7 protein-coding genes and 1 riboswitch are annotated in these 22,086 nt (G+C 56.8%); of the genes, 5 read left to right on the plus strand and 2 right to left on the minus strand.

The window, feature by feature from the left end; translation table 11 throughout:
• The first annotated feature begins 59 nt into the window (after nucleotides 1-59).
• From HMPREF9162_RS02540 to HMPREF9162_RS02555, 5 genes are all read left to right on the plus strand, one after another.
• Entirely contained in the window at nucleotides 60-1,379 is a 1,320-nt protein-coding gene (locus HMPREF9162_RS02540; RefSeq protein WP_009752740.1) for a metallophosphoesterase, read from the plus strand.
• A 571-nt stretch (nucleotides 1,380-1,950) separates the two neighbouring features.
• Nucleotides 1,951-2,123, plus strand: a riboswitch (cobalamin riboswitch).
• 261 nt (nucleotides 2,124-2,384) lie between these two features.
• On the plus strand, nucleotides 2,385-4,844 hold the full coding sequence (locus HMPREF9162_RS02545; protein ID WP_254655343.1) for a TonB-dependent siderophore receptor: 2,460 nt from the start codon (nucleotides 2,385-2,387) through the stop codon (nucleotides 4,842-4,844).
• A 13-nt stretch (nucleotides 4,845-4,857) separates the two neighbouring features.
• Complete coding sequence (locus HMPREF9162_RS02550) at nucleotides 4,858-18,291, plus strand: transporter (protein ID WP_009752595.1); 13,434 nt, start codon at nucleotides 4,858-4,860, stop codon at nucleotides 18,289-18,291.
• Nucleotides 18,279-18,425, plus strand: coding sequence for a hypothetical protein (locus HMPREF9162_RS12490; protein ID WP_009438289.1), 147 nt, complete (start codon nucleotides 18,279-18,281; stop codon nucleotides 18,423-18,425). The genes HMPREF9162_RS02550 and HMPREF9162_RS12490 overlap by 13 nt, the downstream gene beginning before the upstream one ends.
• Before the next feature lie 39 nt (nucleotides 18,426-18,464).
• The gene (locus HMPREF9162_RS02555) at nucleotides 18,465-19,559 is read left to right on the plus strand and encodes a hypothetical protein (RefSeq protein ID WP_009658712.1); all 1,095 of its coding nucleotides are present in this window, start codon (nucleotides 18,465-18,467) and stop codon (nucleotides 19,557-19,559) included.
• A gap of 114 nt (nucleotides 19,560-19,673) precedes the next feature.
• Here the strand turns inward: HMPREF9162_RS02555 and HMPREF9162_RS02560 are convergent, their stop codons facing one another.
• Both HMPREF9162_RS02560 and HMPREF9162_RS02565 read right to left on the minus strand, forming a co-directional pair.
• The gene (locus tag HMPREF9162_RS02560) at nucleotides 19,674-21,146 is read right to left on the minus strand and encodes an MATE family efflux transporter (RefSeq protein WP_009438211.1); all 1,473 of its coding nucleotides are present in this window, start codon (nucleotides 21,144-21,146) and stop codon (nucleotides 19,674-19,676) included.
• A gap of 126 nt (nucleotides 21,147-21,272) precedes the next feature.
• Nucleotides 21,273-22,079 (minus strand): MetQ/NlpA family ABC transporter substrate-binding protein, encoded by an 807-nt coding sequence (locus HMPREF9162_RS02565; RefSeq protein ID WP_009752529.1) that lies wholly within the window; start codon nucleotides 22,077-22,079, stop codon nucleotides 21,273-21,275.
• Nucleotides 22,080-22,086: the final 7 nt, after the last annotated feature.

The raw sequence follows: 22,086 nt of genomic DNA on the forward strand, positions 1-22,086 counted from the left end.
GAGTGCGCTCCTAGGATTATATTGACAGACAGATATTTGACTGAATCAAGGGGACTATGATGGGAGAAAATAACCGGACGGAGCGACGTTTGAGTCGGCGCTCCTTTATCAAAGGTGCGGCTGCGGCGGGCGTTCTCGCTGCGAGCGGCGCGCTCTTTTTGGGGACGGGCTGCGGGCGCACGGTTGTGGAGACAGCGGAGCGCAAACTCTTTGCCGAGCTGCGCGTAAATTATCTGCGGCAGATCGTCACGCAGGATACGGGGCGTGCGCGCGTCCTCATGTGGGAGATGCCCACGCCTGCGGCGGATCAGGTCGTCGAGCTGCGCACGGCGGGGCAGACGGAGACGCGTTCTTTTGATGTGTGCGATGCGGGCTTTACAGACGACGGCGTGACCGTCTATCAATACGCAGCGGCGATTGACGAGCTGACGCCCGGCACGTCGTACGAATACCGCGTGCGCGCCGGTGATGCTGCGACGGCGTGGATGCCGCTCGCGGCACCTGCCGAGGACGCACCGTATAAAATGATCATCTTCCCGGATTCACAGTCGAGCGACTATACGGACTGGCAGAATGTGGCGCGCGGCGCGTGGGAGCGCAACCGTGATGCGGCCGTCTACTGCAACATGGGTGACCTTGTGGACAACGGAGAGGATCGTTCGCAGTGGGCGGCGTGGTTCGAGGGATTTGACGCCGACATGCTGTACGCGCTGCCCTTCGTCCCCGTGATGGGCAATCATGAAACGTATAACCGTGATTGGAAGGTGCGCCTGCCGGAGGCGTACCTGCACTATTTCGACGTGCCCGCGAACGGCAGCACGCAGTTCGAGCGGTACTACTACTCGTTTGATTTCGGCAGCGTCCATTACATCGTCCTCAACACAATGCAGCAGGAGCTTGACGACTTTATCCCCGGGCTCGTGGAGGAACAGCAGGCATGGATCCGCCGCGACATGGCAGCGCATCGGAACAAGTGGAACATCGTCATGATGCACAAAGATGTCCTGCAATACCGCATCAACGGGCGTCCCGAGCGCACGGAGGGATTCAGCGAGGACGGGAACCTATGGATGCCGCTGTTTGACGAACTGGGCATAGACATCGTATATACGGCGCACTTGCACACCTATCCCAATCGCGGGCATATCTACGGATTCGCAAAGCAGCCGGACAAAAGGGGGCCGCTCTACATCCTCACGGGTGTCGCGGGCAACGTCCGCTATCCGAATCTGTGGCTGGATCATGCGATGGACGATGTGACGCTCCCGCAGCCCGAGACCGACAACTACCTCACGATGGAGGTCGGCGCGACCGGCATTGAGATCGCGTGCTTCCTGCCTGACGGTACGGAGATGGATCGTGTGCGCGTGGAGAAATGAAGTATATGGCTTGACGAATTGTATGTAAAAATTTATAATTGGGTTGAAATTACTTTACCGTTATGGTAGAATAAGATAGATTTATATATAATGGGAGGGATTTACCGAATATTATTTATCGTAAAAATTGAATAAGGACATCAGGTGTTTTGTGACTTGCTGCAAAGCTTTACGGGGAAGTTTGATGTGATTTCAACGCTGTAGCGCAGCCGTGAAGGGGAGTTTATTCATCGTAGTCCTCTTACAAAGGGATGAATGGGCGACGATCCTAAGCCGGGGTACCGACTGAGGTCTGTTATTTATGTAAAGTATGCGCTTTACGTACTTCAGCATTTAGGAGAGGTTCAGCTTTCCGCCGGTATTTTATTGCCAAAAATGGGGCGGACGATCTCGGGTGTTAGGGTTTGCAGCGCAGCTTACAGTACATGAAATGAAGCAGGAAATTTAGCTGTTGCGCAGCCGGATTTCCTGCTTATTTATTATAAAGTATTTTATTATCGTTAAATATGAATGCAACCTGAAAACTCTTATTGACAAAAAAAAACAATAATGCTAATATAAACATAAAAATTGCATATGATAGGGAATAGGTGTCGCAAGACTTCAAAAGGAATCCGGTCAAAGCCGGAGCGGTCCCGCCACTGTAAGAGGAGCCCGTCAAAATATGCCACTGGAGAGATCCGGGAAGGTTTGACGCGGCGATGAATCTAAGCCAGGAGACTTGCCTGTTTCAACATCACCGTTGATTTTTGAATTGTTTCAAGAATCAGTACCTGCGAGCGATGGGGAGGGGATTACGTCCAAGATGAAATACAGACGTACCTCCGGCAGGAATATATTCTGCCGGATTTCTGATTTCTGCGGATGTTCATCCGCCTGACTATGGTCGTTGGTACAGGCGGATTTTTTCGTGGAGTGAAGGGAAGCATGGCACGGGGATTGTCCACATCTTTTGAAGATACGCCGGCATACGGTCGGTCGGCAAAGAAGAACGGAGGCTCTTTTATGTCAAAGCAAGTAAGCAAAAGGATGGTCTCGGGTGTTCTCTGGATGCTGCTCGCCGCTGCGACAGGACAGCCCGCATTCGCAGCAGAGTCGGGACAGACGTCGGATGCACAGGGCGTATATACAACGCAGGATGTTACGGTTCAGGCAAAACGCCCCGTATGGGAGGAGACTCTCTCCCCCGGCACCGTAACCGTCATCCGCCCTGAGGAGTTCAAGGGCGAGCAGAAAACCCTGCCGGACTTTCTGAAAATGGTGCCAGGCGTGCATGTGCGTGAGGTGCAGGGCAAGGGGCAGTATACGACCGTAACCGTACGCGGCTCGACGGCAGCGCAGGTCGGAGTCTTCGTCGACGGTGTGCTGACAAACCTCGGCGGCGATGCGGCGGTCGATATCTCGACGATCCCTGTCAGCAACGTCGAACGCATTGAGGTCTACCGCGGCTACATTCCCGCACGCTTTGCGGGCACCTTTATCGGCGGTGTGATCAACGTCGTGACGAAGAAGCCGACGGGTGCACACGGCTCTGCCGAGATCGGGCCGAGCTCGTTCGGCGGGAAGAAAGCATCGGTCGAGGTTACGGCGCCTGTCGGCAAAGGCAGCCTGCTTTTCGGATTCAACCACGAGTCGCGTGACGGCGACTTCCCCTATCACAGCTATGCGGCGGATCAGTTCTATACGAATACCGGAGATGGACGGCTGATTATGGAGACACGAGCCGAGCTGCAAGGCTACCTCGCTATGACACCGGCAGAAAGGGCGGCATATGATGCTTTGCATGGTGCCGGTGCATGGCAGCAGAATGTAGATGACTGTATCCAGTGGCTCGAAGACAACGGCGGTCGCTTGGTGACAGCCGCCGACGATCCCGAGCGCCGCCGTAAATACAACGACTACAGCAATTCGGATCTTCTCGTCAAATGGCAGAATGATGACTGGATGATCAAGGGAACATACAAGACTGTCGATCGACATCTGCCGGACAGCCTCTGGGTTGATTATCGAAGCTATTTCGATATGATTCAGCCGGGGCTTCTCGTGGATAAATACGATCTCTATAAATACGACAAGCGGCATCAAAAAATCAGTGCAGCGGAGCTGCTCGTACAGCGACGCTATATAGGGAAACGCTATGAATGGGGTTGGATGATTGACTATCTAAGCCAGAGCAAGGATTACCGTGCCGAGAATATTCACGACGGTCTGCGCTATATGATTAAGATTCCCATGCGGGAGTGGAGCCGCTATCGTTCGAAGAAATACAATGTGCAGATAGACGGCACCTACGAGCTCAGCAAAAACAACATGCTCGACTTCCAGATGAACTACTCGCATGAGCGCATGAATATCGACGGCGACGGACTTGATGAGGTCATCGACGATGTGCAGGCGGGCATTGGGAATCTCTGGGCGCAGATGCGCAACCAGTTCGATCAGAACATCTTCAATGTGCAGCTGCAGGATACGATCACGCTCGATAAAAAGAAGACGTGGCAGCTGACACCCGCCGTCCGCTACAACCGCTCGCAGATCATTGGCTACAGTCAGTTTGGACGCTTTAACCCTCTCAAAACGTACCGTTGGGTTCATCCGAAGGACAGTCAGGTCGATTCCAAGGTGACGTGGCAGCTCGCACTCAAGAAGGAGTTCAACGACCACTTTACGATGCGCATGACGGGCGGCACCTACTTCCGCCTGCTCAACATGTATGAGATCGCGGGCGACGGCGCGGGCATCATGCCGGCACCGATGGACTATAAGGGGAGCGGCGCCAAATTTCCGCAGCCAGAATACGGCAAGCAGTTCGATCTCAGTGTCATATGGGACGGCAAGTTCCTTGGCTCGGACAATCGAACAACGCTCACCTATTTCTGGCGCGACACGCAGCGGATGCTCTACCTCTACCGCGCGGGGCTCAACTACAGCTCCTACTTCAACGACATGCGCGGTAAGGCACACGGCATTGAGCTGCAGACGAATTTCCACTGGAAGAAGTTTGATCTCGATATCGAAGGCACGCATCTCAACATAGCGGCGCAGCGCAGGGATTCCTCTCCGGGGGTCCATTACGACTGGTTCGAAGTGCGTCCGACCTACCAGCCAAGATGGGAGGGCAATATCCGTCTGACCTATCGCCCGACGGAGAAATGGCTCTTCTTCGGCGAGGCGCATTATGTTTCGCAATACTACACGCACTATGCCATTCCGCAGACCAGGAATCCCGTGGAAAAAGAACTTGCCGGCAGGCCGAGAGCTGCGCTGAAGACGATCAACGTGGGTCTCAAGTGGTCGCCGCGCAAGGATATGACGCTGTCGATTGGCTGCAACGATGTGCTTGATGAGGCGTCGAAGCTGAAAGTGCACAGCGTACAGCGCTACTTGAGCGACCCGAGCTGGGTAAACATCGAGTACCCGCTGCAGGGACGCAGTTACTATATGAGCTTCCGTTATGAATTCTAGGGAGGGAAAGAAGATGAAGGAGTATTTCAGCAAGGCGCGGCGCCTGCGCCTGACGGCTCTTGTCGTGGGCGGGCTGCTCTACGGCTCGTCGGTGCATGCCGCCAATCTGGTTTCGACGATTCCTTCGGATTACGGCAATAGCGAGATGGGCGCGGTCACTGGCTCGCGCGTAACGACGGAGGTCGATGCGGCGCCACAGGCAGGGGTGCTGAAGAACCTCAACCGCGACCCTGCCTCCTTCGGTTTCCATCAGAAGGGCAAGAGCATGCTCCTGTTGCGACAGTACACCTACAGCACGACGGAGCTTGAGAACACCGCTCTCATCGATCCGAATTCCGCAGGCGCGGCGGCGAGCGTGGCGAGCGGGAAGACGGAAACTGTGCCGAATATGCATGCGGCGGCGGCTAGTGACGAGCATATCTATATGACCGGCTATGATATGGGACAGATTGGCGTCTTTCGCCAAAGCGGCAAGCGATTGATGGAAAACAAAACAGCTGTCGTCAATCTCAAGAATGACATCAAGCAGTACTGTGGCTATAACTTCACCGAGACGTTTCAGAACCTCGACGAGGATCCAAAAGGCGAAAAGGGCAAAATCTACACGGGCGATCCGGCGAAAGCGCAGGTACACGGTGAAGCTTTGCTTGTCGATGGGCGCAGGCTCTATGTGGCGGCGTCCGTCAACCCGCTCGCGGGCTACGATCCCTACGACGACGGCTTCCTGATGCAGTACGACATCCAGGACGATGGCAGTCTGAAGTTCGGAAGCTATACGCGCATCAGCCGCAACATCGATCAGGGCAGGCTCAATAAGTTCAACGACCATATCCTTATTTCCTGCATCGGCGGCTATCAGCACTATAACGGGACGGGAAATACCCACTATACGGCGCTCAATATCGCTAAGATCGATCAGAATACGGGGCGCATCCTGGGCACGGAGCAGCGCCGCGCCTCGATTCCAGAGCATGTCAAGGGAACCGGCGAGGATATGCGCGATCTGAAGATCCTGCCGAACGGTACTGCCTACGTCATGACGTACAACCTCAGCCCGAGCGGCAGCCAGATCAATGCGCATGTCTACCAGACGACCATGTCCAACCTGATGTCGGAACATCCCGACGATTGGACGGAGATTGCCGTTGCGCACGAACAGGAGGGCTGGTTCGGCAAGCTCAACGCCGAATACTATACGAAGCGTCTCTGGCTCGAACTCGGCGATACCCTGCAGGCCTATACGGACGGCGATGATGTGGCGAAACATATATGGCAGGCGAAGGATTTCTCCGAGAACAAGGCATTCAGCCGCTTCAACAAGATCACGATGATCGAGCCGGACTGGGTCTACGGCAATACGGCATCTGTCGTCATGACGCTGCCGGCGGAACTGGGCGGAACGACGACCGCAGCGGCACTCAATGAGAATGCCGTCTGGAAAGACAATGCCGTATACACCGATACGGTCACGACGCGGCAGAGCTGGGACGGCGATACCGTTGTCAGCATCGGAAAAGACAAGATCGGCGACAAATCGACGAATGTGCTTGCGGCTATTTCTGCAACCGGCGGCAAGCGCCTCAATATCAGTGCGAAGAAAAATCTCCTGCAGCTGCAGGTGGAAAATACCGTGGGAAATCCGACGGGAATCTATGCCAAGGGAACGGATCTCATCGTAAGTGCGGCGAAGGGAATCAATATCCTCACACGAGGGCTTGACGGCGGCAATACGCTGACGAATGCCGTCCAGCTCGATGCACTGAAGGACAAGGCATCGCAGATTACCATCAACGGACCGCTCAATATCTCGATGACAGGCGGCCTTGGCGGCAACGGCGTCGCAGTTCAAAAGAGCGACCGTTTGGGGGAGAAATCCTATGAAGCGAGCGTCGCATCGGGAATCCGCATCAACGGCAATCTGAAGATTGCAGGCGAACAGACGGATCGGTGGGGCATTCCGCTCAATCGTGAGAATGTATTCTCGCGCTTTAATAATGCAGGCATTCTGACACAGGTCGAAAAGAGCACGGTGACCGTAACCGGTGATGTGGATATGACCGTTTACGGCAACGGCGTGACAACGAACGCCAAGGACAGCAGTGTACGCCTCGCAGGCGGCGGCTCCATTCAGGTGCCTGCCGGCATGAAGTACAGCTACTACGCGCTCGCCGCATATCAGGGCGCGATTTCCATGAATATGGGAGAAGATGGGACGCAGCCAGGCAACGGCAAGCCGGAAAATGCAATCGCTGACGTGAAGCTCGACGGCGATCTGTTTGCTTTGCCCACGGGCAGGCTTGATGTTGCCCTTATGACGAATAAGTCCTATCTGCACGGCCTTGTTGACAACGGCGGCACGGCGAATCTTTATCTGCAGAACGGCGCAAAGTGGCTCAATGAAGGCCGCAACGAGCGCTATTATCAGGACGACGAGGATATGGGAGCCGGCACGATGGCGGCTGCCAAAACCCGGGCAGGCGGTACTGTCGGGAGGTTCTATAATGCGCAGAGCCGCGTCACGAACTTCGTTGGCGGTGCAACGGAAGCACAGCGCGGCATCATCTACCAGAAGAGCATAAATCCGCTCGTACTTGAAAACTACAGCGGCCATACGGCGGCGATCTATACCCATGATGCGGCTGAACCGGCGCTCTTTAAGGGCGGCGACATCATCATCAACAAGGCGAAGGCAGACACCGAGAATGTCTTTACCCTCTTTACCGACGGCGCCGGCGTAACGACAGGCAATCAGACTGCGGTGCTCAATGCGCTTGCCAACAAGCTGACGTACAAGAGCTTCGCCGAGAACAAGCTTTCGGGCAAGCTCTCAATTGGTGAGAGCCTGACGACGTCCTCCATCAAGGGGGACATCACCTTCGGCAACGAGAAGGGAAGCTATACGGGCGGCGCAACGCCTCCGACACCGCCGGGCGCGGAACAGACGAAGACGGAGTTCACTTCGCAGCTTACACAAAAGGAAGTTGCAGAGTATAAGGCGGCCAATGTCGAGCCGTCGCCCGGTAATTACAAGTTCACGAAGGACACGACGATTCGCAGAAGTTCCCACGACGGCATTATCGCGGCAGCAACGTATCCGAAACAGCCGCTCAATGTCGATGCAAGCGGGCATAAGCTGACCTTGATCGGCGACGGCAGCAACTTCATCCTCGGCGTGGACAACAACAGCAAGGATGGCATCAAGATCACGGCGGACACTCTGAAGATTGACGTAAAGAGCAGCGACGGCCGTGCTTTTGGCATACGCAATAATCAGGACGGCTCTGTCGTCAAGATCAAGGGCGACCTCGATATCAAGGGGCAGAGCAGCCAGACTGCGCAGGGTCTCGTCACGAGCCGGGGTGCGGCGATTGAAACGGATGGGCTGCATGTAGAGCTGAACAAGGACTCGACGGACGGCGCCTGGGCCATCAGCAACAGCAACGGCACGGTCACGGTCAACAGCGACGGCACACATGAGGTGGTCATCAACGGCAATGTCCAGACGGGTGAGGAAGGGAATACCAATATATCGCTGACGACGGAGCAGTCTGCTTTGAACGGCGTCATGCAAAAAGTGGCCTCAAGCGGCGGTGAGGATGAAGATGAAGACGAGGAATTCGGTCTTCCGGTCAGTCCTCAGCAGAACGGCGAGGCAAAAGGCAATGCGCTGACACTGCAGAATGGCGCAGTTTGGACGAATGAAGATTACAATACGCGAAAGAACGCGCTCACTGCGGCGAAATTCACAGGAAGCCAGCTGCGTTCCCTCAAGGGCGGCGATGATGCTGCCCATGCGGGCGTGATCTTCCAGAAGAATGACAAGGATATCACGATCGACAACTACAGCGGCAATACGCGCGTATTCTATGCGCATGATGCTGCAGCACCGACGACGATAAAGGGCGGTGCGCTCAAGATCGGCAAGGCGGCTGCGGACAGCAGCATCACGCTGACGACGGACAACAGCGGCCTGAACACAGAGGCAGCGTCGGGAGCGGACAAGAAGCTTGTGGACGATACGCTCAATGCGCTCGCGAACAAGCTCTGGTATACGGCCTATACGACGGGAGAGAGAAATCTCACGGGCAAGGCGGAGATCGCCGAAGGCCTGACGACCTCTGCCGCAAGCAAGCGTATCGAAAACATCACGTTTGACAACACAACAGGGCAGGGCAGCTATACGACGACCTCGCCGACCCCGCCGAGCACGGAGCAGACGACGACGGAGTTCACAACACGCCTTCGCGGTACGGATTCGGATCAGGAATACATCGATGCGAATGTTCGTCAGGTAGACGGCACATATCGCTTCACGAAGGACTCGACCATCACGTATCAAAACGACCAGGGTGGGCTCCGCAGCACAATTATACCGAATGAGGATGTTCACATCGATGCAACAGATCGCGTCCTGACGATCAAGAATGGCAGCGGGATCGCGAGCGTCACACAAGGCGCTGCTATCGCTAATTCCGGAAAGACGCTTGATATCAAGGCGAAGACGCTGAAACTCCTCGTGAACGATACGACTTCGGTCGCTCCGCTGCAGACTGCCTGGGGCATTTTGTCTATGGGCGGTACGACGAATATCTCCGGCATGACGGAAATCGATGTCGCAGGCACGGAGCGCAGCAAGGCAATCCAGGCTTATGGCGGCACGGTGACGCTGGAAGGCCTCCGTGCCAAGGCGAATGCCGCATCCAAGGATGCGGTGACGCTCGATGTACAGGGCGACGGGCGCATCAACGTCAATGTCAAGGACGGCACGGTCGGCAGCAGCGAAGTCATGCTCGACGGCAATATTACCGCCCGGGAGTCCGGCAGCCGTGTGGATGCTGCACTTACGACCGGAACATCGTACATCAAAGGGCTTATCTCCGGCGTTGGGACGCTCAATCTCTGGCTCCAGAATGGCGCCGCTTGGCATAATGAGGAGTACACGGCCCAGCCGACAGGATTTGCCAGCCGTCTGACGAACCTCGCGGGTGGCAGCGATGCTTCCCATGCGGGTGTGATTTTCCAGAGGAATGACAAGGATATCACGATTGACAATTACAGCGGCCATACGCGCGTGTTCTATGCGCATGATGCTGCGACGCCGACGGCGATGATCGGCGGAGACTTCCGCATCAAGAACGCGGCAGCAGGAAGCGCCATTACGCTGACAACGGACAGCGTCGGCCTCAATACGGAGTCGACGAAGGCGGAGGACAAGAACCGTGTCAGTGCGACGCTCAATGCGCTCGCCAACAAGCTCTGGTACACGGCCTATACGACGGGAGAGAGGAATCTCACGGGCAAGGCGGAGATCGCCGAAGGCTTGACGACGTCCGCTGCAAGCAAGCGCATCGAGGACATCACGTTTGATACGGCAAGCGGACAGGGCAGCTATGTCTATACGCCGGCTTCGGAAGTGACGACTGATCCGATTACGGAATCCGAGACACTGACCTATGATCGCCAGGCGATTGCTACACAGCCGAATACCAAGGGCAACCGCATTGTCTCCGCGCTCTACACGGATAATACTGCATACGATAAGCAGCATCCGATGGTCGTCGATATGAACGGTCATAGTCTGCACCTTGAGGCAAACAGTAAGAACCAGATTTCCAGCGCAATTTACGGCGGCAACAACAAGAGCATCCGAATTGTGAACAGCGGCGAAGAAAAGGCGCTGACCATCAAGGCATCGAATACGGATACGCGTGCGGCTACCGGCATCCAGTCGGATGCAAATTCCCATATCTATATTCAGGGACCTGTCGTCATCGAGGATGTTCATGCAAAGGGATATAATGCGACGGCGATTCAGACATCCGGTACCATTGGTTCCCCGAGCGATGTCACGATCGACGGCGATCTCACTGTGCAGTCCATACGGGCTGATCGCGTGGACACGAAAAACAAGGGTGCAGACGACGGACGCAATCTGGCTGCGCTCAAAACGACAGGCGATGAGACTAAGATCACAGTCAAGGGCAATGTCGATATTCAGAATATCAAGGGCAGCGTACTGCAGACGGTCGGCGCGGACAGCGTGATCGATGTCGGCGGCGGCACGATGTCGGCTGCCGAGGATGCCGATCATACGAAGCAGTATTATGCCGTCCGTGCAGAGAAGGGCACGGTGAACATCAACACGCCCGAGGGTGTCAGCGGCAGCAGAAAGACGAATATCACGGGCGATATGTATGTCACGCGTGAATATGGAAAGAAGACAGTCGAATACAGCGGCGGTCAGCTTGTTGATTTTGAAAAGGAGGGCGTGCTGAACGTCTCTTTGACGACAGCAGATTCTTCCTGGACGGGCGCGGCAACGTATGACGTCAATCGGGCAGATTTCGGCTCCGGCGGCTTCACGGCGCATGATGTCGGTCAGTTCAACCTGACCCTGCAGAATGGTGCGCGATGGACGAATGAACAGAGATCCAGCGTCACGGACAAGTGGCTGGGCAGCCATCTTGCTACTTTGCAAGGCGGCGATGCTGCAGCCAATGCCGGCGCGATCTTCCAGAAGAACGCCAAGGACATCACGATCGACAACTACAGCGGCCATACGCGCGTGTTCTATGCGCATGATGCTGCGACGCCGACGACGATGATCGGCGGCGCGCTGAAGATTGGTAAGGCGGCTGCGGACAGCATCATTACGCTGACGACGGACAACAGCGGCCTGAACACAGAGGCAGCGTCGGGAGCGGACAAGAAGCTTGTGGACGATACGCTCAATGCGCTCGCCAATAAGCTCTGGTACACGGCCTATACGACAGGAGAGAGGAATCTCAGGGGCAAGGCGGAAATCGCCGAAGGCCTGACGACATCGGCGGCCAGCAAGCGCATCGAAAACATCACCTTCGACGGCACAACAGGGCAGGGCAGCTATACGACAACCCCGCCGACTCCGCCGATCGGGGAGCAGACAAAGACGGAGTTTACGACGCAGCTTACGCAGAAAGAAGTTGCGGAATACAAGGATGCCAATGTTGAACCCAGTCCTGGAAATTATAAGTTCACGAAGGATACGACCATATCCAAGACATCTTATGCCGGAGCCATTTCCAACACGGGATTTCCCCAAAATCCGCTGACGATTGATGCCGGCGGACATGTGCTGACGGTCAAGAGCGAAGGAAATAACGGACTTGTCACGGGGATTAAAAACAGCGGTGAAAAGGGCATTGCAATTGCCGCAGATACGGTAAAGATCAATGTCAAGAGTGGAACGGGAAAGGCATACGGTGTTTGGAATGCTAAGGGCGGCTCAACAATTAAAATAACAGGGGATTTGGATATATCTGCCACGGGTGGCGATGCGGCAAAGGGACTTTCCGCAAGTAAAGATGCTGCAATTGAGACGGACGGTCTGGATGTCACACTGAATAAAGCCTCTTTGGATGGTTGGTCTATCGACAACAATGGGACCATTAAGGTAAACAAGGAAGGCACGCATAAGGTAATCTTGCGTGGAAATATTCATTCAGGACCCAATAGCAGTATAGATCTGTCACTGACTACAGCGGAGTCCGCTTTGAACGGTGTTGTTCATAAAGAGGGAGAGACCGTAAATGGAGTGAGTCTCTTATTGACGAACGGTGCTGTGTGGAACAATCAGGACTGGAACCAATCCTCCGCTGTTCTTGAAAAGGTGTCCTTTGCCGGCAGTCGTCTTGCCTCTTTGAAGGGTGGCAGCAATGCCAACAATGCAGGCGCGATCTTCCAGAAGAACGCCAAGGACATCACGATTGACAATTACAGCGGCCATACGCGCGTATTCTATGCGCATGATGCTGCGACGCCGACGACGATGATCGGCGGAGACTTCCGGATCAAGAACGCGGCAGCGGGAAGCGCCATTACGCTGACGACGGACAGCGTCGGTCTCAATACGGAATCGACGAAGGCGGTGGATAAGAACCGTGTCAGCGCGACGCTCAATGCGCTCGCCAACAAGCTCTGGTACACGGCCTATACGACGGGAGAAAGGAACCTCACGGGCAAGGCGGAGATCGCCGAAGGCTTGACGACCTCTGCTGCAAGCAAGCGCATCGAGGACATCACGTTCGATACGGCAAGCGGACAGGGCCGCTATGTCTATACGCCTGCCGCCGATCCCCCGGCATCACAGACCACGACAGAGTTCACCACATCCATTACAGGCGATGAAACGCACGACGCTCCCTATGTGAATGCTGGCGTCCGCAAGGGCGACGGTAACTATGTGTTCACGAAGGATACAAAAATCACGACGGATGATTCTGAAACAGTGATCGGCGGACCGTGGACACCTGCGAACTCTCCCGCGATATCGAATGTCAATGCCGCACAGCCGCTCAATATCGACATGAACGGCAGGAAGCTGACGATTGAAGCCACAGGAAACGGTACGGTCGTAGGCATCAGCGCAGTCGGCAAGGGAAGCCAGGTCAATATCAAGAATGCGGGTGCGATCTCCATCACAGGAACGAATACGGGCAGCGCTTATGCCCCGACGCTCTTTGCCAACGGCGGTGGCTCCGTCCACATTGAAAACGGCGGTGCAGATCTTGAAAGCAAGGTACTCACGCTGCGCACCGTCGGCAAGAAAGAAGCGAGTCCCGCTGTTATCAAGTCGATGAACGGCGTCGATGGTGCGGAATCGAGCATCACGATTGACGGACTCGTCGACATTCTTGTAGACGGTACATATCCCGATGGCAAGGGCGCGAACGAGGGTGTCAGCGCCGTCGCTTCGCGCGTCGACATCGGCGGCGGATCGATTCGCGCCACCGGCAGTGCATGGGCGGCGATTCGCGCTTACGGCGAGTTCGTTTCGGAGAACTATGGCACGGTCAACTTCAACGTCACGAAGGGAGCGGACGGCCTCGCCAACGGCGCAGGCACGAACCGCGCCGTCATCGAAGGTGACATCGTCACGAACGGCGGCATGGGTACGAAGGGGCGCGTCTCCGTCGGTCTTTCGACGGCGGATTCGCACTGGCTCGGCAACTATGCCGATACGAGTGGCTACGGCGTGACGCCGGGACAGCTCGGTGCGGTCAACCTCTTCATGAAGAACGGCTCTTACTGGAAGGGCTTCTCCAACGGTTCCATGAAAGTGGAGATGAGCGGCGAAGGAACGAGCTGGACGGGCTTCAACGTTGGAAATAATATGCAGCTCAAGCTCTCCGACGGCGCGATCTGGCACAATGCTATCACGCAGGAGCAGAAGGATCAGAGCAACAACCCGGCAATCAGCAGGGTCAAATACTTCACGGGCAGCGGCGGTTTCATCGATATGACAGGAACGAACCGCTTCCTCGCTTCGAGCAACAGCCTGAGCGGCGCTCCCGTACAGACGGGTTCCTCCTCCATTGAGGAGAAGGGACTTGGCGAGACAGGCGATCTCACGATTGATGAGTTCAACGGCTCGACGACGATGCTCTATCGCCATGACGCGTTGTCACCGACGACGATCTACGGCGGCAAGCTGACGATCGGCAAGGCGGCGGCAGGAAGTCTCGTCAAAATGGTGACGGACAGCGTCGGCCTCAATACGGAATCGACAGCGGCGGCGGACAAGAACCGTGTCAGTGCGACGCTCAATGCGCTCGCCAACAAGCTCTGGTATACGGCCTATACGACGGGAGAAAGGAACCTCACGGGCAAGGCGGAGATCGCCGAAGGCTTGACGACCTCTGCTGCAAGCAAGCGCATCGAGGATATCACATTCAATGAGACGACGGGACAAGGCGGCTATACCTATACGCCTGCCGTCGATCCTCCGGCATCACAGACGGATACAGAGTTCACCACGGCCATCACGGGTAATGAGGTGCATGATGCTCCGTATGTGAATGCCGGCGTCCGCAAGCCGGATGGGCGGTATGTCTTCACGAAAGATTCCACCATTACCACTGGCAAGGATCTGATTAAGGGCGGCGCGTGGATGAGCAATATCAGCGCGGCCGTATCGAGTGCCAATAAAGGAAAGACATTGGATGTTGACTTGAATGGCAGAAACCTCACGATTAAGACCGTGACGGATGTCAGTACCACGGGAATCACGGCGATCGGAAAGGATTCGAAGGTCAATATCAAAAATGCCGGCGCCATCTCCATCGATGCGGAGAGTACGAACTATGGACAGACGGCGACACTCTTTGTCAACGGCGGCGGCGCGATTCATATCGAAAATGGCGGCAGTGACATTGAGAATAAGGTGCTCAAGGTTCGTGCCAATGGAAATGCAAAGACGAATGTCGCTGTCATCAAGTCGATGAACGGCGTGGGAGGCGTCGAGTCGAATATCACGATCGACGGGCTCGTCGATGTGCTGGCAGACGGCAATGATGCGGCAAACGGCAAGGGAGCCAATGAAGCGGTCAGCGCTGTTGCTTCGACGATTGACATCGGCGGCGGCACAATCCGCGCCATCAACGGCGCCTGGGCGGCGATCCGCGCTTATGGTGAATTTGCTTCGGAGAACTACGGCACGGTCAATTTCAATGTCACGAAGGGAGCGGACGGCCTCGCCAACGGCGCAGGCACGAACCGCGCCGTCATCGAAGGTGACATCGTCACGAACGGCGGCATGGGTACGAAGGGGCGCGTCTCCGTCGGTCTCTCCACCGCGGATTCGCACTGGATCGGCAACTATGCCGATACGCGAGGCTACGGAGTGACGCCGGGAGCACTCGGCGCGGTCAACCTCTTCATGAAGAACAGCTCGTACTGGAAGGGCTTCTCCAACGGTTCCATGAAAGTGGAGATGAGCGGCGAAGGAACGAGCTGGACGGGCTTCAACGTTGGAAATAATATGCAGCTCAAGCTCTCCGACGGCGCGATCTGGCACAATGCTATCACGCAGGAGCAGAAGGATCAGAGCAACAACCCGGCAATCAGCAGGGTCAAATACTTCACGGGCAGCGGCGGTTTCATCGATATGACAGGAACGAACCGCTTCCTCGCTTCGAGCAACAGCCTGAGCGGCGCTCCCGTACAGACGGGTTCCTCCTCCATTGAGGAGAAGGGACTTGGCGAGACAGGCGATCTCACGATTGATGAGTTCAACGGCTCGACGACGATGCTCTATCGCCATGACGCGTTGTCACCGACGACGATCTACGGCGGCAAGCTGACGATCGGCAAGGCGGCGGCCGGCAGTACCGTTACGATGCGCACGGACAGCAACGGTCTCAATACGGCCTCAACCAAAGCGGCCGATCAGAACCTCGTCAGCGCGACGCTGAACGCTCTCGCGAACAAACTCTACTATACGGCATATACGACGGGCGAACGCAACCTCACGGGCAAAACGGAGATTGCCGAAGGCCTTACGACATCCTCGGCAAGCCGTACGGAGAAAATCACGTTCAATGAAGCGACAGGACAGGGCGGTTATACCTACAAGCCTTCGACCGACATCCCGGATACACAGGTGACGACGGTATTTACGCAGGGGATCACGGGCGATGTGGATACGGATGCCGTCTATGCGACGGGCGGCGTGCTGAAAAACGGTAAATACTATTTCAGCAAAGCAACGTCCATCACGGCGGATACCGGCATCGCCGCGGCAGACGGCAAGCCCGTCGATATCACGGGCGGTTCCGGCACGACCCTTGCCATCAATGCCAAGAACTACGGCATTGATGCCGCGGCGAACAGCAAGGTGGATATGACGGGCGATCGTCTGTCAATTACCGCCGCAGACGGTGCGGCAAACAGAAGCATCCGCGCGGCGGCAGGTTCTTCCGTGGGCATCGCCTCCGGCTTTGACATTAAGGGCGCGGTCGAAAACAACGGCGGCACCGTCAAGCTGGACGGCACGGGCAAGACGAGCTCGCTCGTCGGCAATATCACGCAGAATGACGGGACGTTCAATCTCAGAATGACCGGCAAGAACTCCGTGCTGAAGAGCGATATTATCAGCAAGGGCGGAAATCTGGCCGTCACCCTCGACGGCGAGGGCACCGTGTTCACCGGCAGCATCGGTACTGCGGCAAAGAGCGGCGTATCCTTCTACCGTGCGGGAACACCGACCGGGACGCGGGAGCTGACGCTCGGGCGCATGGCGGTATGGAATGTGACCGGGGCTTCGGATCTGACGAAACTCTCGGCGCAGGGCACCATTGTGCAGCAGTCGAATCAGGAAGCGCGTATCGGCAGCTATGAAGGGACGGCAAAAGTCCTGTACCGCGGCACAGCAACCCCGGACGGTGTGCTGACCCTGCGGAACACCGGGCGGTTCACCGTTCAAAACATCATCGGCACAAACAATTCTCTGACGCTTGCAACCGACGCGTTCAGCGGCAGCGACGCAGGCGATGAGAAGGTCGCCGAGACACTCGCAAAGCGGTTCGTTTACAGCGGCGACATCGGCAATATCGAAAATGAAGGGGTCAAGGGACTGCGCCTCAACGCTGCGATCGCCGACGGCATGACGACATCGGCAAAGACCTATCGCGTGCGTTTGGGAGCCAACGGTCTGAGCCAAGGGGTCACGCGTGTCGCTCTCTCGGATATCCAGTACGGCGACTACGAGACGAAGCTCATGAGCGGCGTGAAATCCGCGATGACGGCGTCCGCGATGGCGTGGCGTGCAGAGTCGAACGACCTTATGAAACGTCTCGGCGACCTGCGCCTTTCGCCCGAGCAGATCGGCACCTGGGTGCGGTTCTACCGCGGTAAATCGAGCAGTGACAAGGATCGCGCGGACTTCCGCATGAACTATTCGACCATCCAGGTCGGACATGATTGGAAGGTATCCCCCGCGTGGCGCGTCGGTCTTGCCGGCAGCTATATGAAGGGCTCTTCGAGCTACGCGAGCGGCAGCGGCAAGAATAAAGAAGGGAACCTCGGGATCTACGGAACGTGGACGGGAAAAGACGGCCAATATCTCGATCTCATCGCGAAGGTCGGCCGCCTTACGAACGAATACTCCGTCTACAACGACTTCGGGCACTATGTCAAAGGCGACTACGGCGCGTGGGGCGGATCGCTCTCTGCGGAATACGGCAAGAGAATCCGCGGGAAGAACGGCGGCTTCATCGAGCCGCAGGCCGAACTGATCTACACGCATCTGAACGGCGCGAATTATGCGGGCAGCACCGATTACATGGTCGGCGGCGTATATCAGAAGATGTACGTACGGCAGGGCGCGTTCAACAGCCTCATCGGCCGGCTCGGCATCGGATTCGGCCGTGAGACGAATCGGAGCACATGGTTTGCGAAAGTATCGCTCTACCACGCCTTCTCCGGCAGTCTGCATACCGATTATTCCGACGGGATCAATCCGTGGAAGCACACGCATCAGGACTTTAAGGATACGTGGGTCGGCGCGCAGATTGGCGGTACCGTGAAGATCGGCGAGAAGTGCAGCCTGTACGGCGACTTTGAAAAGACCTTCGGCGGCGATGTCAAAACCGACTGGCGCATGGACGCCGGCGTCCGTTGGAGCTTCTAACCGAATACGGCGGCGGCATGGAACGTGCCGCGCAGAAAGAGACGGGACTGCCGCACAGATGTGTGCGGCAGTCCCGTTTTGTCTGTATGAAACGGCTTGGCAAGGTTGCGCGGAATTTGCTTTCAATGGTATAATAAATAGAGAAATTTTTGAATGTATGGGAGTGGCATTGGATGGATGAGTTTGCTTGGCGGGTGCGTTTGGCACGGCGGCGCAAGCAGAGCCGACAAAAGTTTCGCTTTGCAGCGGGAGTGATCGTGCTGACCGTCGCGGCGCTGGGGTGGTACCTCGGTTACTACATCCAGCGTCCCGCCTATGCGCTCGCACAGACGGCGGCGGCGCTCGAAGCGCACGATGCGGACGCGTTCCTCCGCCGCGTAAATGTGCAGGCGCTTGCGGACGCGGGCTATGATGATCTCACCTATGTGCTCTTTTCCCGCGATACGAATCTCAAGGAAAAGGAGCGCACCGCCTCGGGCAAGTTTTACGAAAATATCAAGGAATCCGTCGCGGCGGGGCTTGCGCGCTCCATCGAGGGGGGCGTGCGCACGGGAACGTGGGAGGAGCCTACAGGCGTCGATGCGCTCAAGGGACGTTCGCTCGGCATCGACTATGAGTATCTCATGGAGTGCAGTCATCTGCGCGATACGACGCTGCTGAGCATCGGGGAGATCACGCATGACGGGAGAGCGGCAACGGCGCAAATTATGGTGCGCGATGAGGGCACGGGACTGGAGTTCCCGCTCGAGCTGCGCATGGAGCACGGGAGCGGCGGCTGGCAGATCGTGCGCGTGACGAATTACCGCGCGTATCTCGAGGCGGTGCAGAGCGCGGCGAGCGTGGATCTCTCGCGCTATATCGAGGCAACGCGCCCCATCGTCGACCGCTACAACGGTGTGTTCCGCTCGATGCAGGGCGAGTTCCGGCACCTGACGGAGAATGCGCACGGCACCTATACGACCGAGCATCGCAAGGCGCTGATGCGGCTTTTGCAGGAGGATATGATCCCACTGCTGAAAAAATATCGCCGGGAGCTCGACGCCGTGGATGTGCCGCGCGGTGCCGCGTATCTCGCCGCACAGCGGCAGGCGGCGACGGATGCGTCCATTGCGGCGTACGAGAGCTTTGTGAAAGGTCTTGATACGGGACTGCCGGAGGACTTCGCCCGCGCGGAGAGTCTGCACAAGACGGCACTCACCTATGACCTGCGCGTCGGGGATATGATTCGCCGCGGCGCAGTGAGCAAGGAGACGCCCGCGACGCCGTAACGATGCGTTTTCCTATCGATGAAAGCATGATAAAACCGCCCCATACGCAGGAAACATGCGTGCGGGGCGGTTGTTGTGTGACTAGCTTTTCATCGGAACAAAGTAAAGATCACTTTACACCGCTTCCATCCTTCGCATCCTGCGCTTCCATCCCCAATAGAGGAGGGCGATCATGACGAGGAAGCTGGTATTGTAGGCGTTGTAGACGACGAGCATGGAGTGGATGCCGGCGAGATCCCACGCGCAGCACCATGCGACGCGAAAGAGGCTGTACGCGGCGAGCGAGGTGAGCATCGGATAGAAGGTGTCGCCCAGCCCGCGGATCGCGCCGATGTAGACCTGATTGATTCCGTAGAGCCAGTAGAACGGCATTGTCCAGTAGACGGCCTCAAGACTGTTGCAGACCGTTGCGGGATCGTCCGTAAAGAGGGCGATGAGCTCAGGGGCAAAAAAGGAAGCGAACGCCGCCATGACGAGCGATCCGCCGACCGTGAGCCGCAGGCTTGCCCGCACGCCCGCGCGGACGCGATCTGGCTGCTTTGCCCCCACATTTTGCCCGATGAAGCTCGTCAGCGCGATGCCAAACGCGAACAGCGGATAGTAGAGAAATCCCTCGACACGCGCGTAGACCGTCATGCCCGCCATCGCCGCATAGCCGAACGAGTTGATATACCCCTGGATGACGAGCGAGGAGATGCTCATAAAGACTGCCTGCATCCCCGCGGGGATGCTCGTGTGAACGATCGGTGCGAGATAACCCGCGTGAAAGAGCGGACGGCGCAGGCGGAACTGCCATACGCCATGCAGGTGAAAAAATTTTTGCACGACGAGCGCGGCGGCGACGTACTGCGAGACGACGGTCGCGATCGCCGCACCCATGATGCCGAGCGGGAAAACGATGAGGAGGAGCACGTCGAGCGCGATGTTGAGGATCACCGCGACAAAGAGGTAGCGGAGCGCGCTGGTCGTGTTGCCGAGCGCACGCAGGACGGCGGTTGCCGTGTTGTAGACGAGCTGCGCGAGCATCCCAAGGAAGGAGATCTCGAGGTACGCGGCGGCGAGCGGTATAATGTCCTCCGGCGTGTTGAGCCCCGTGAGCATCGCGGGGATGAGCGCGAGCCCACCGAGCGTAAAGACAACGGAGAAGAGCAGCACGACGACGAAAATTGTCTGCACGAGCGTATTGAGCTTTTCATAGGACTGCTCGCCGTAGAGGTGTGAGACGAGCACACTCAGCCCCGCCGAACCGCCGATGAAAAAATTGACGATGACCGAGAGAATGAGGCTTGCCGTCCCAACCGCGGCAAGTGCCTCTGCGCCGAGGGTTTGACCGACGATGGCGGTGTCGGCGATGGTGTAGAACTGCTGGAGGAGCTGAGAGAGCAAAATCGGCAGCATGAATACGAGCAGCTGCCGTACGATCGGTCCGCGCGTGAAGTCCTGCTGATCCGCGTTGTGAAAGAGCAGAACGTGCAGGTGATGCAGATTGTGATGCAGAAAGTCATAGGTGAGCGGATTGTGGATGCCGTAGATACGTTCTTGACATTTGATCGCACAGAGACGACACTTGATGCTGCTGATGTTCATAATGAGATATTTTATCACAGAATCGAGGAGGCTGCACGAACATTATGGGGGATAGGCATTTTTCTCGCCAAACAAAAAGACTGCCGTATCTATGTGCGGCAGTCTTTCTGACTGTGGGGCACTTCCTCAGAATGCGGGAAGGATGGCGCCTTTGTACTTGTCGTTAATGAAGTTCTTGACGGTATCGGAGTGAAGCGCCTTGAGCAGCGCCTTGATCTCGGGACGCTCCTCGTCACCCTGACGGATGGCGATGATGTTGACGTACGGCGAGGTCTTATCCTCCATGAAGAGGGCGTCGCGCGTCGGCACGAGATCCGCCTGCATTGCCCAGTTCGTATTGATGACGGCGATGTCCACGTCGTCGAGCGTGCGCGGGAGCTGTGGTGCTTCGATTTCCTTGAAGATTAGCTTCTTCGGGTTCTCTGCAATGTCGCTGAGGGTTGCCGTCTCGCCGGCGCCGTCCTTCAGTTTGATGAGGCCTGCGCGCTGGAGCAGGAGGAGCGAACGTCCGCCGTTGGTGGGATCGCTCGGGATAGAGACCTGAGCGCCTTCCTTGAGCTCGTCGAGCTTTTTGATCTTGTGCGAGTAGATCCCCATCGGTTCGATGTGGACGCCGAGGACGTTCACGAGCTTGACCTCGGGATGCTCCTGCATGAAGTTCTTCAGATACGGCTCATGCTGGAAGAAGTTCGCGTCGATTTCCTTGTCGTTCGTCGCGAGGTTTGGCTGCACATAGTCGTTGAACTCGACGATCTCGAGCTTCACACCGTCCTTTTCGAGCTCGGGCTTGATCGCCTCGAGGATCTCGGCATGGGGGACGGGGGAGGCGCCGACCTTGACGACCTTCTCCGATTTGGCGTTATTGTCTCCGCCGCCGCAGCCAACCATAGCGAGTGCTGCAATTGCGAGGACGAGGGTGAGCAGTTTTTTCATAGAGTAC

Origin of the sequence: Selenomonas sp. oral taxon 137 str. F0430 (assembly GCF_000183625.1) — a bacterium.
GTDB classification, from domain to species: domain Bacteria; phylum Bacillota; class Negativicutes; order Selenomonadales; family Selenomonadaceae; genus Centipeda; species Centipeda artemidis.